The 11,597-nt window shown below is 45.5% G+C and carries 13 protein-coding genes; 9 read left to right on the top strand and 4 right to left on the bottom strand.

The features are described from left to right. Positions 1-340: 340 nt before the first annotated feature. The 4 genes from A3GW_RS0106900 to rsmD form a co-directional block, all read right to left on the bottom strand. The gene (locus tag A3GW_RS0106900) at positions 341-907 is read right to left on the bottom strand and encodes a YutD family protein (protein ID WP_018368556.1); all 567 of its coding nucleotides are present in this window, start codon (positions 905-907) and stop codon (positions 341-343) included. Positions 908-1,074: 167 nt separating this feature from the next. Next, positions 1,075-2,118 (bottom strand): SepM family pheromone-processing serine protease, encoded by a 1,044-nt coding sequence (locus tag A3GW_RS0106895; RefSeq protein WP_018368555.1) that lies wholly within the window; start codon positions 2,116-2,118, stop codon positions 1,075-1,077. Continuing rightward, entirely contained in the window at positions 2,096-2,596 is a 501-nt protein-coding gene (coaD, locus tag A3GW_RS0106890) for a pantetheine-phosphate adenylyltransferase (RefSeq protein ID WP_018368554.1), read from the bottom strand. Before coaD ends, A3GW_RS0106895 begins: the two co-directional genes overlap by 23 nt. After that, a complete protein-coding gene (rsmD, locus tag A3GW_RS0106885; protein WP_233275315.1) occupies positions 2,586-3,134 on the bottom strand; it encodes a 16S rRNA (guanine(966)-N(2))-methyltransferase RsmD in 549 nt (182 codons plus the stop codon). The genes coaD and rsmD overlap by 11 nt, the downstream gene beginning before the upstream one ends. A 165-nt stretch (positions 3,135-3,299) precedes the next feature. On the opposite strand from rsmD, the gene gltX reads away from it, so the two are divergent. The 9 genes from gltX to A3GW_RS11945 all read left to right on the top strand — a co-directional run. Next, positions 3,300-4,754, top strand: a complete 1,455-nt coding sequence (gene gltX, locus A3GW_RS0106880) for a glutamate--tRNA ligase (protein WP_018368552.1) — start codon at positions 3,300-3,302, stop codon at positions 4,752-4,754. Between the two features lie 207 nt (positions 4,755-4,961). Next, positions 4,962-5,207 carry a hypothetical protein gene (locus A3GW_RS0106875; RefSeq protein ID WP_018368551.1) on the top strand — a complete coding sequence of 82 codons (246 nt, stop codon included), beginning with the start codon at positions 4,962-4,964 and terminating at the stop codon, positions 5,205-5,207. Continuing rightward, positions 5,204-5,503 (top strand): hypothetical protein, encoded by a 300-nt coding sequence (locus A3GW_RS0106870; RefSeq protein WP_018368550.1) that lies wholly within the window; start codon positions 5,204-5,206, stop codon positions 5,501-5,503. Before A3GW_RS0106875 ends, A3GW_RS0106870 begins: the two co-directional genes overlap by 4 nt. A gap of 138 nt (positions 5,504-5,641) precedes the next feature. Continuing rightward, a complete protein-coding gene (locus tag A3GW_RS0106865; RefSeq protein WP_018368549.1) occupies positions 5,642-6,484 on the top strand; it encodes a transporter substrate-binding domain-containing protein in 843 nt (280 codons plus the stop codon). 151 nt (positions 6,485-6,635) lie between these two features. After that, complete coding sequence (locus A3GW_RS0106860; protein WP_018368548.1) at positions 6,636-7,499, top strand: MetQ/NlpA family ABC transporter substrate-binding protein; 864 nt, start codon at positions 6,636-6,638, stop codon at positions 7,497-7,499. An 88-nt stretch (positions 7,500-7,587) separates the two neighbouring features. Continuing rightward, positions 7,588-8,979 (top strand): M20/M25/M40 family metallo-hydrolase, encoded by a 1,392-nt coding sequence (locus A3GW_RS0106855; RefSeq protein ID WP_018368547.1) that lies wholly within the window; start codon positions 7,588-7,590, stop codon positions 8,977-8,979. Continuing rightward, positions 8,954-10,012, top strand: a complete 1,059-nt coding sequence (locus A3GW_RS0106850) for a methionine ABC transporter ATP-binding protein (RefSeq protein ID WP_018368546.1) — start codon at positions 8,954-8,956, stop codon at positions 10,010-10,012. The genes A3GW_RS0106855 and A3GW_RS0106850 overlap by 26 nt, the downstream gene beginning before the upstream one ends. Positions 10,013-10,034: 22 nt before the next feature. Next, positions 10,035-10,727 carry a methionine ABC transporter permease gene (locus A3GW_RS0106845; RefSeq protein WP_026216638.1) on the top strand — a complete coding sequence of 231 codons (693 nt, stop codon included), beginning with the start codon at positions 10,035-10,037 and terminating at the stop codon, positions 10,725-10,727. A 117-nt stretch (positions 10,728-10,844) separates the two neighbouring features. Beyond that, on the top strand, positions 10,845-11,597 hold a 753-nt coding region (locus tag A3GW_RS11945; protein WP_018368544.1), incomplete at its 3' end, for an SH3 domain-containing protein.

Below are 11,597 nucleotides of genomic sequence, written 5' to 3'. Positions count from 1 at the left end.
AACGACTTCAACCAAGCCACACACGATTGCCTCCATACATCGTCTCATTCGGACAATGTATTACCTCATTATGCATAACAAACTTTACGATTACACTTTAACCCAAAATCAGTAAAATTGTTTATGCCATATTATTGTAACACCTTATTTCAAAAATCACAAAATAAGGTGTTGGTTTTGTATACACTTTTTATGTAAATCTTTAGTGTAAAGTAAGGTCACTTCCCTATTTTGATGACTGTATGAAAATTATTTTTTCTCTAAAACCTTGATAGACTTGACAAATGGTAGAAAATAGCATAAGCCAGTGTCGCCCCCTGAATCAGTCGACGACAGGTCATCAGCGCTCTCCTTTTTGCCGAATATTGAAGCCTTTCTGCTGAACGGCTGCTTTTTCTGGTTTAGCTGACGAGGTGCTTGCAGAGGTCTGACGTAATTTTTTTTGAAAAGCTGGCTTTGCCTGCTCTGAACGCTCCTCAAACCGCCTATCAATGCCTGATCTGCGGCGACGTGGCCGACGACGACGATTTGGCTGTTGCTCCTCTTCAAACACAACCTGCCTTGGTTCCTTATTTTCTAAAATAAAATAAGCGCAACCAAAGTTGCAGTATTCTTTTAAATAGTCGTCTAAACGGCTAATAGCGGTCATGGTCTGCTTAGGGTTGTCCTCACGGTAAAAACCGCGCAACCGTAATTGCTCATTTCCCCAATCCCCAACAATGTAATCGTACTTGAGCAAAATCTCAGAAAAACGCTGGGTGAAACTCTCCGCATCAAAGGTTTCACTCGTGTTTTTTACAATCGTAAAGACCACATCATCGCTTTTGACTTGATTGTCAAAGCTAACAAAAACCGGACCAGGATATTTGTTATAGTTATACATTTCGGGGGTAATATCTTTTCTCATCGCGACACTTTCTTATTCTTTTCTACCATTATATCATTTTTTAGAAAAATAGCAGAGCAAAAGATAGGAGACCTTGGGAGAGCTACTCTAGCTAGACTTGAAGTGCTAGAATTGACCAAAACGAAACAAGCTAGAACTCTTGTTCCAACCTGTTCAACATTTTTAAATCAATTCTTCTTGAGGTAGGCAATCGCATCCTGTACTGTCTTGACAGGGACGATGGTCATATCTGTCCCCAGTTCTTTGGCAGCTGAAAGGGCATCTTCGTAATTACTCTTTAGGTTTGGAGCTGCTTGTTTTTCTTCAGCCGTCAGTTCCTTGGCAGAGACAAAGAAAATTTTTGCACCGATTTTATGGGCTGATGCTACTTTTTTATCAACCCCGCCAACCATACCAACTGTTCCGTCTGGTTCGATGGTGCCAGTTCCAGCAATCACACGTCCCTTACGGAGGTCCTCATCAATCAGCTGGTCGTAGATGTCTAGTGTAAACATCAAACCTGCACTTGGACCACCGACGCCTGCTGTCGCAAAGTCAATAGGCACATCCGTTGACACTTCCGTATGGTCAACTAAACCAATACCAATCCCATTTTTCCCGTTTTTAAGCTTGATAATCTTGCCTTCGGCAGACAAGTTTTCACCTTGACTGGTGTACTGAACAGTGACTTTATCACCTAAGGCTTGGCTACCGACGTAGTCGATCAATTCTTTTGAAGAGTTGAAGGTTTTACCGTTGATGCCAGTCACAGTATCTGCCAGATGCAGGATATCCTTAAACGTCGAGTCCTCATTGACATCCAAGACATAGACGCCTTTATAAGAAATAGTAACATCTTTACCTGCTAGCTTCAGGGCTTGGTGGATGGCTTCATTTTGAGACGTTTCCATGTAAAACTGGCTAATCCGCCAAAAATCTTCCTGGCTTTGTCCGCCAGTAGCTTCTTCTTCAGTGCTGACATCTGTAAATGGGGTCAACCAAGCGTAAACCATCTGAGCGACTGTCGCACGACTGACTGTTACCGCAACAAAATTATAGGACCCATCATCGGTGTCTTCTTGGTCATTAACCGTCAGAACGGTCCGAATATCGTAAGCACCGCCAGGCATTTCCAAATAATAACCACCGATAGGGACAAAGACTGCATAAAATAGAGCGATTAAGGCTAGCGCAGGAACTAACCACCACTTATGCTTTTTCAGTTTTGCCATTGTTTTTCTCCATTTCTGTGATGATGTTGGCAGGAACATAGCGGCTAATGTCCTGCTTAAAATGAATGAGCTCGCGCACTCGACTCGATGAGAGATGACGATGCTCCGGTCGACTCAGCAAAAAAACAGTCTCTAGTTCCGGTGCCAATTGGTGATTAAAAACACTCAGATTTTCCTCATAAGCAAAATCTGTCGCATCGCGCAAGCCTCGTACCAAATGGGTCACACCGTACTGCCTTGCTACCTCGACAGCCAGCTGATTTTGGCTGGTAATCACCTTGACATTGGGCAAATCAGCCACTGCCTGCTCTAGCATGGTTAATCGCTGGTCAATTGGTAAAAAGCCAACCTTATCTTGATTGTAAAAGAGACCAACGTAGAGCTGATCGAAGAGCTGACTGGCTCGCTCAATCACATCACGATGTCCCAAGGTCATGGGGTCAAAGGACCCTGTAAACAAACCGACTTTACCTGACATAGACCGTCACCTTACTGATTCCATAGATTTTTTGTTTCCAAATGCCAAACTGGCTAATCTCCTCTGGCAACTCCACCGATCGATCAGTCTCACAGACCACAAGCACCCCATCAGCCAAAAGACCAGCTTCCTCTAAGGAGGTGATGTCCGCCTCAATCTGCTCCGTGGCATAAGGCGGATCAAGCAAGACGAGATCAAAGCGCCCGTCAAGTTGCCTCATTGCCTGCTCGGCTGGCATTTTCAGCAGTGTAAACCGCTCAGGCTCTTTTGTCATAGCGATATTTTTTTGGATAATGGCTTGCGCTCCGCGGTCTCTCTCAACCAGCACAGCATCGTCCATACCGCGCGAAATCGCCTCGATGCCCAAACTGCCACTACCGGCATACAAATCCAAAACCCGACCCCCTTCAAAATAAGGGCCAATCATGTTAAATAGGGCGCCTTTTACCTTATCTGTCGTCGGTCTAGTCGTCTGACCAGCCAAAGTCTTGAGGGGCCTGCCCCCAAATCGTCCCGCAACAACTCTCATGCTGACTATTATAGCACAAGTCTTCTCACAGTCCAAGCCTCAGACGATGGGGCTCTTGCTCACTAATTGGGTCTACACACCTAACTCATCGTAAAAAACGACAATTCATTACTTCTTTTCTCTAAAATATGCTATAATGGAAGGTATTGACAAATGTACAGTTAGGAGACACCTATGTCCAAACCAATTCGTGTGCGCTATGCACCAAGTCCAACAGGCTTGCTCCATATCGGCAATGCCCGTACAGCTCTATTTAACTACCTTTACGCTCGTCATCACGGGGGAACCTTTATCATCCGTATCGAGGACACCGACCGTGAGCGCCATGTGGAAGATGGTGAGCGTTCTCAGCTGGAAAATCTGCGGTGGCTGGGGATTGACTGGGACGAAAGCCCAGAAACTCATGACCAGTACAGACAATCTGAGCGTTTAGCGATTTACCAACAATACGTCGATGAGCTCCTAGCAAATGGCTTGGCCTACAAGTCCTATGTGACCAAGGAAGAGCTGGAAGCAGAGCGGGAACGGCAAGAACAAGCTGGTGAGACACCGCGCTACATCAACGAGTATCTAGGCATGTCTGATGAGGAAAAAGCAGCCTATGTCGCGGAGCGTGAAGCAGCAGGTATCGTGCCAACCGTGCGTCTAGCGGTCAATGAAGCAGGTGTCTACAAGTGGACGGACATGGTCAAGGGTGACATTGCTATCGAGGGGAGCAATGTGGGTGGCGACTGGGTCATCCAGAAGGCTGACGGCTACCCGACCTATAACTTTGCGGTGGTAATTGACGATCATCTCATGGAGATTTCCCACGTTATCCGTGGAGATGACCATATTGCTAACACCCCTAAGCAGCTCATGGTTTACGAGGCTCTGGGCTGGGAAGCGCCAGAGTTCGGTCACATGACCCTCATCATCAACTCTGAAACGGGTAAAAAACTATCCAAACGGGATACCAATACCCTGCAGTTCATCGAAGACTACCGTAAGAAAGGCTACCTGCCAGAAGCGGTCTTTAACTTCATCGCTCTCTTGGGTTGGAACCCCGGCGGTGAGGAGGAAATCTTCAGTCGTGAGGACTTTATCAAGCTCTTTGATGAGAACCGCCTGAGCAAGTCGCCTGCGGCCTTTGACCAGAAGAAAATGGACTGGATGAGTGGAGAGTACATCAAGGCAGCGGATCTTGAGACCATCGTTACCCTCTGCACACCCTATCTGGAAGCAGCAGGTCGCCTGACAGACAAGAGCGATAAACTCATCGCACTCTATAAGCCGCAGTTGAGTTCAGCGGATGAGATTGTCGCGCTGACGGACCTCTTCTTTACGGACTTCCCAGCTCTCGGGGAGGCAGAAGCCGCCTTTATGGCAGGCGAGACCGTTCCGACGGTTCTAGCTAGCTTTAAGGAAAAAATAGCAGAGCTAGCAGACGCAGACTTTACCCCAGAAACCATTTCCGCTCAGGTCAAAGCAGTGCAGAAAGACACGGGCATCAAAGGCAAAAACCTCTTTATGCCCATTCGTATCGCTGTGTCTGGACAGATGCACGGTCCAGAGCTACCCGACACCATCTACTTGCTAGGTAAAGAAAAAGCCCTTGCCCATGTCGAGCAAGTCTTGGCCAGTCTTTAACAACCACACCTGCCTCCGACAAGAGGCAGGTTTTTGGATGCCAAAATCGTGAAAACGAATCTGTCTCTTTAATTAGTTCCAACACTAGCTTTGATGTTCTAAAATGCCATAACGATGTCTGTACTCTTAACCAAAACTTTACCAAACATCGTTTTGTTGGCGCTTTCTTATGTTTTTTGCTATAATGACATCGAGGAGGTGTTTACCATGTTCAAAAACATCATGTTGTTTGTCACCTTTTTTATCTCGGCGGTAATAATGTTAACAACAGCTTTCATTCTCTTTCACCTTGGGGTACCGCCTTTGCCTGTTGGAGACGATACGACTGGTATGGTTTTAGTTTGGCTTTTCTTACTGCCCCACTACTTCCTCCCCTTAACCAGTTTCATCTTGAGTCTAGTATTCTTTACTAAGGCGAGAAAAGTCTATAAAACATTAGGAGGTGTCGCATGAAAGGAAAATCTGAACTCCTCTTCTTTGTTGTCGCTCTCATCTCAGTTGCCTTCAACTGGACCAATCACTATTGGCTGGCAGGTCTAGCATGGCTTGGGGTTGCTCTGGTGCAACTGTCTTATTTTTGTCTGAAAAATAGCTGGCGCAGGTTATCACTGGCACTCATCACATTGGCCATCGTTGGGGTCAGTATCGGTAGCCTACTCCTGACCAACTGGAGTACAATGGCTATCGTTTTATGTGCTTTGATCATACCAGTAGTCGTCATTGCCTATCGGCACCAATATCGGCAATAAATTCGCTTTAACCACAAGCGCACATTCTGTCAAACAAGATAAGCGATAGAAAACGCCTATCACCTCCATAAAAGAAATGTAATAGTTTTTCGCAAATATTCGTGATAGACTGATAACATGAAAAATGGAGGAAAACAAATGAAATTCAAATCTCTACTTAAACTCAGTGCTATTACCATCGCATCAGGCCTTGTCCTTGCTGCTTGCGGAAACAATGCGTCAAACTCAAATGCCAGCAGTTCATCAGAAGCTGCCAACAAAAAAACGGTGACTTTGGCAACTGTCGGCACAACCAAACCATTCTCTTTTGAGAAAGATGGCGAATTGACTGGCTATGACATCGAAGTGGCAAAAGCTGTTTTTGAAGGCAGTAACTATGACGTGACATACCAAAAAACAGAATGGTCATCTATCTTCGCTGGTCTAGACTCAGACCGCTACCAAATTGGTGCCAATAACATCAGTTACAGCGATGAGCGTGCAGAAAAATACCTTTACTCTGCACCAATTGCTACTAACCCGCTGATTTTGGCAGTTAACAAAAACTCAGGCATCAAGAGCTATGCAGACATCGCAGGAAAATCAACACAAGTCGTGCAAGGAACTGCGACTGCCGACATGCTTCAAAAATATAATGAAGCTAACCCAGATAAACAAACGACAATTGAGTTTACCAAAGAAAATATCGCCCCAATCCTCTTAAACTTGGATAACGGCAAGTATGACTACAAAATTTTTGAAACACAGTCTGTGAAGACGATTGTTGAAGAGCAAGGTCTGAATAACATTGAAATTCTTGAACTTGACCTTGACACTGCACAAAAACCTTATGTCTACTTCCTCTTTGGTAAGGAAGAAACTGAACTTCAAGCCTTTGCGAACAAGCGTATCAAAGAACTTTACGAAGATGGCACCCTTGAAAAACTCTCACAAGAGTTCCTTGGAGGAAGCTACTTGCCAGAGGCTACTGATATCAAGTAAGATTTATGTCCCTGTTGCCGAGATGGTGCAGGGACTTTTTAGTGGTCCGTTATAGTTTAAAACTATAACCAGTCCTAAAATTTAACAATTTGTCAAGTCTTCTGTTTTATGGCATACTAGATACAGTTTTGAAAAGAAAGAGGAAACAAACATGAAAAAAGCGATTAAATTTGCAGGATTAAGCTTGGCTGCTGCTACCTTATTGGCAGCTTGTGGTGCTAAGTCAGAAAACTCAGCAACCGATAAAGAGGCTGAAAAAGTCTTGACCGTTGGTGTGATGTCAAAATCAGATTCTGATGTTGCCCGTTGGGAAGCCATTGAAAAGGCGCTCCAAGCGGATGGCATCACCTTAAAATACAAGGAGTTTACCGATTATTCCCAGCCAAACAAGGCTTTGGCTGATGGCGAGGTCGACATCAACGCTTTCCAACACTACAACTTCTTGGATAACTGGAACACTGAAAACAAGGAAGAGCTCGAAGTCATCGCTGAAACCTATATCAGCCCAATTAACCTCTTCTCTGGTACCGCAGATGGCAAAGCCAAGTACAAATCAGTCAGCGAACTCCCAGACGGTGCGACGATTGCTGTACCAAACGATGCAACCAACGAAAGTCGGGCCCTCTACGTGCTTGAAGCAGCAGGCTTAATCAAACTCGATGTGTCTGGAACTGAGTTAGCGACTATCGCCAATATCAAGGAAAATCCTAAGAAATTATCCATCAAAGAAGTTGATGCCAGCCAAACCGCACCAGCCCTCCCATCTGTTGACGCAGCTATCATCAATAACAGCTATGCTGTTCCTGCTGGTGTTGACTACGCCACATCTCTCTATAAGGAGCAAGCAAGTGACGAGGCAGCCAAACAATGGATTAACGTCCTAGCTGGTCAAAAAGATTGGGCTAAATCTGACAAAGCTGAGTTGATTAACAAATTAGTCAAAGCTTATCACACTGATGAGATTAAGGCAATTATCGCAGAAACATCAAACAATGTTGATGTTCCCGTTTGGTAAGAACACAATTATCTTGCACGATACAGCAGGCTTGGACTCAGTCCCAGCCTCTTGTCGTTTAACCAACCCAGCCCAGAAAGGATAGGAAATGACCACTACAGCTTCTCAAAAAGAGCTACAAGCATTTGAACAAGACGAGACCACTCAGTTTTACATGGACGTCTTGCGAACGCTCATCTCTAAAAAATCGATTTTTGCCCAGCAAGTTGGTCTAAAGGAAGTCGCCACCTATTTAGCAGAGGTTTTTGAAGATAGCGGCGCTGATGTTCTGGTTGATGACCGTTATACAGCTCCCTTTGTTTTGGCTAAATTTAAAAGTCCTCATCCCGATGCTAAGACGATTATCTTTTATAACCATTATGATACCGTGCCAGCAGACGATGACCAGCCTTGGACTTCTGACCCCTTCACCTTGACCATTCGCGAGGGATACATGTACGGTCGCGGGGTAGATGATGACAAGGGACACATCACAGCCCGTCTAACAGCTGTCAAAAAATACCTCAATGAGGTCGGTGACCTGCCTGTAAATGTGATTTTCATCATGGAAGGCGCGGAAGAGTCAGCTTCTGTTGACTTAGAGCATTATTTAGAGACTTACCATGACCAACTGGTACCAGCAGATTTGCTAATCTGGGAGCAGGGCATCAAAAACAGTCGGAACCAGCTTGAAATCACTGGGGGTAATAAGGGAATTGTAACGTTTGATTTGTCTATCCAGTCAGCTGACGTTGACATTCATTCCAAGTATGGAGGGGTCATCGAATCTGCCAGCTGGCGACTGCTGGCTGCTCTTCAGAGCATGCGTGCAACTGACGGTCGCTTATTGATCGATGGGATTTATGACCACGTTCTACCGCCTAACCAGCGCGAGCTAGACCTAGTGAAACAGTACGCACTGGATAATCCTAAGGAACTACAAGACATCTACGGCTTGACCCTTCCCACCCTAGTGACTGAGCAGGAAGCATTTTTGAGACGCTACTTTTTTGAACCATCGTTGACCATTGAAGGCTTAACATCAGGCTATCAGGGACAAGGGGTGAAAACCATTTTGCCCTCAACTGCCTCAGCTAAGATGGAGATACGCTTGGTTCCTGGTCTGACACCAGAGTATGTCCTTGCTTGTGTTAAGAACCATTTGCAAAAGCTCGGCTTTTCCGACATCCTCGTCACCTATACTCTAGGGGAAGAAAGCTACCGAAGCGACCTGTCAGCACCTGCCATCTTACGCTTGATTGAACTGGCTAAAGCTCACTCGCCAGCCGGAGTATCTGTCTTGCCAACCTCAGCAGGAACAGGCCCCATGCACAAGGTACATAGTCGTCTAGGTGTGCCAATGGCTTCTATCGGTATCGGACACCCTAATAGTCGTGACCATGGCGGGGATGAGAATGTTCGTCTGGTGGACTACTATAGCCATATCCAATTAGTTAAGGAGTTAATCGCAAGTTATGAGTCATCCAATTATTGCTCTTGAGCACATTGATATTACCTTTCATCAAAAAAACAAAAAAATCGACGCTGTCAAAGATGTCAGCGTCCATATAAAGCAAGGGGATATCTATGGTATCGTCGGTTATTCTGGCGCAGGAAAATCAACCCTTGTCAGAGCCATCAACCTCCTACAAGTTCCTAGTGCTGGACAAGTAACTGTGGATGGGGATATCCTTTTTGCAGATGGAAAAGTTCAGCTCTCATCTGCTGACTTGCGTAAGAAGCGCCGCAATATCGGCATGATTTTCCAGCACTTTAACCTGATGGCACAAAAAACAGCACGGGAGAATGTGGCTTTCGCCCTCAAGCACTCGCCATTAACCAAAGAAGAACGAGCAGAAAAAGTTGATGACCTCCTAACCTTGGTTGGTTTGGCAGAACGTGCAGACAGCTACCCTGCTCAGTTATCAGGCGGTCAAAAGCAGCGGGTCGCTATTGCGCGAGCTCTAGCAAATGACCCTAAAATCCTAATTTCTGACGAATCGACTTCTGCTCTCGACCCTAAAACAACCAAGCAAATCCTCTCTCTCCTACAGGAACTCAACCAGAAATTGGGCTTAACCATTGTCATGATTACTCATGAAATGCAGATTGTCAAAGACATCTGTCACCGTGTCGCTGTTATGCAAAATGGTGAGCTTATTGAGGAAGGAACGGTTTTGGACATCTTTTCTCATCCCAAACAGGATTTGACCAGAGACTTTATCAAAGTCGCGACTGGCATTGACGAAGCTCTGGCTAAGATTTATCAACAAGAGATTGTCAAAAAACTGCCTGCTCAATCAGCTCTCGTCCAACTCAAGTATGCTGGTCAGATGACAGATGAGCCTGTCCTAAACGACATCGACCGTCGTTATCAAGTGACGTCAAATATCCTTTATGGTAATATCGAGATTCTGGACGGTGTTCCTGTTGGGGAGCTGGTCGCTGTACTAACTGGTGAGAAACTGGACCAAGCGCTCTTGGCTTTGGAAGCTTCTGGTATCACTACTGTCATTTTGAAAGGACGTGTGTAATATGCTATCATTTCTACAACCGATTGCTCAGCTCATTGAAACCTATCTCCCAAATGTTTACAAGCTAGGTTGGTCTGGTGATGCAGGCTGGGGCATGGCTATTTATAACACCCTCTACATGACCTTGATTCCATTTATTATCGGTGGGATTGCCGGTCTCCTCGGGGGGCTCTTCCTCGTTTTGACTGCTCCTGGCGGGGTTTTGGAACACCGTGGTATTCATTTTATCTTGGATAAAATTGCTTCTATCTTCCGTGCTATTCCCTTTATTATTCTCTTGGCAATTTTAGCCCCTCTGACCCGTCTGTTGATTGGAACCACTCTTGGAGCTGATGCTGCTAATGTTTCCCTATCGGTCGCTGTTTTTGCCTTTTTCCTGAGGCAGGTTCAAGTGGTCATGGCAGAGCTGGACAAGGGTGTCATCGAAGCCGCACAAGCCTCTGGGGCAACAACGTGGGACATCATCTGGGTCTATTTGAGCGAAGGGTTACCTGACCTTATTCGTGTATCAACCGTCACCTTGATTTCCTTGGTCGGTGAAACTGCTATGGCTGGCGCTATCGGAGCCGGAGGGCTTGGTAATACTGCCATTTCTTATGGTTATAACCGCTTTAACCAAGACGTGACTTGGGTTGCTACTCTCTTGATTCTACTCTTGATTTTTAGTATTCAGTTTTTAGGTGACTTTCTGACCAGAAAGATCAGCCATAAATAAGAATTTATAAAAAATCGTCATGAAATTATTATTTTCAGGTCAATTCACGAATAAAAAATTATAAAGCAAGTAGCATGATTAATGGTTGTATGCTATAATAAGTCCAGGAGGATGATCATGAAAAATCAACGCAAGAAGTTCTACTTGACAATTCCTGTTTTTCTGGGAATGCTATTGGCTTCTGGTAAAGTAGCCGCTAATGAAACATCTGTAGAGCAACCACCCGTCCCACCAACCACCGAACCCTCTCAGGCAACAACTATAACACCTGCTGAATCAAGTACTGTTAGTGAGACGACGCCTACGGCCGAAGCTAGTCCTGCTATTGCAGTTCGTGCTGCTGTTGAAACCAGCGCAACTACTCCTGCTTCCCAAGCGCCAGAGGAAAGTCTACCAGCTAGTGGGACTTATACCTTTACTGAGCGAGTTGGGGTCAAGAGTGAGCCTAAGATGTCAGCACCAGACCGCGACTACTACACTGCAGGTGAAAAAGCCAACTATGACAAAACTGTTGAGAACGACAACCATCTGTGGATCAGTTACGTCAGCTACTCTGGCAGTCGTAGTTATGTCCCTGTAAAATATTTAGGAACACCAACTTCCTCAACACCGACTGAAACAGCCAAACCCGTTGCCGAGAAGGCACCAGCCAAGGTCGAAGTGGTCGGCTATGACGAGTATAAAACCAACTTTACCATCAAGGTCACAGGCACACCTGACACCAAGCAGATTGCCCATGTGCGCGCTGCGGTATGGTCGGCAGACAAGGGACAAGATGACCTCAAATGGTACGAGCCAAAGGTCGTTAACAACCAGGCAAGTGCTACCGTGGACATCGCTAACCACTCAAACACTTCTGATAAGTACACC

It is taken from the genome of Streptococcus entericus DSM 14446, from assembly GCF_000380025.1.
GTDB classification, from domain to species: Bacteria; Bacillota; Bacilli; order Lactobacillales; family Streptococcaceae; genus Streptococcus; species Streptococcus entericus.
Note: the sequence above shows the minus strand (reverse complement) of the source record. Positions and strands in the feature narration are given on the sequence as shown.

What these genes read in the sequence shown, in the direction of transcription:
- A3GW_RS0106900 (WP_018368556.1), bottom strand. Translation starts at nt 907, where the DNA reads ATGAGAAAAGATATTACCCCCGAAATGTATAACTATAACAAATATCCT.
- A3GW_RS0106895 (WP_018368555.1), bottom strand. Translation starts at nt 2,118, where the DNA reads ATGGCAAAACTGAAAAAGCATAAGTGGTGGTTAGTTCCTGCGCTAGCC.
- coaD (WP_018368554.1), bottom strand. Translation starts at nt 2,596, where the DNA reads ATGTCAGGTAAAGTCGGTTTGTTTACAGGGTCCTTTGACCCCATGACC.
- gltX (WP_018368552.1), top strand. Translation starts at nt 3,300, where the DNA reads ATGTCCAAACCAATTCGTGTGCGCTATGCACCAAGTCCAACAGGCTTG.
- A3GW_RS0106875 (WP_018368551.1), top strand. Translation starts at nt 4,962, where the DNA reads ATGTTCAAAAACATCATGTTGTTTGTCACCTTTTTTATCTCGGCGGTA.
- A3GW_RS0106870 (WP_018368550.1), top strand. Translation starts at nt 5,204, where the DNA reads ATGAAAGGAAAATCTGAACTCCTCTTCTTTGTTGTCGCTCTCATCTCA.
- A3GW_RS0106865 (WP_018368549.1), top strand. Translation starts at nt 5,642, where the DNA reads ATGAAATTCAAATCTCTACTTAAACTCAGTGCTATTACCATCGCATCA.
- A3GW_RS0106860 (WP_018368548.1), top strand. Translation starts at nt 6,636, where the DNA reads ATGAAAAAAGCGATTAAATTTGCAGGATTAAGCTTGGCTGCTGCTACC.
- A3GW_RS0106855 (WP_018368547.1), top strand. Translation starts at nt 7,588, where the DNA reads ATGACCACTACAGCTTCTCAAAAAGAGCTACAAGCATTTGAACAAGAC.
- A3GW_RS0106850 (WP_018368546.1), top strand. Translation starts at nt 8,954, where the DNA reads ATGAGTCATCCAATTATTGCTCTTGAGCACATTGATATTACCTTTCAT.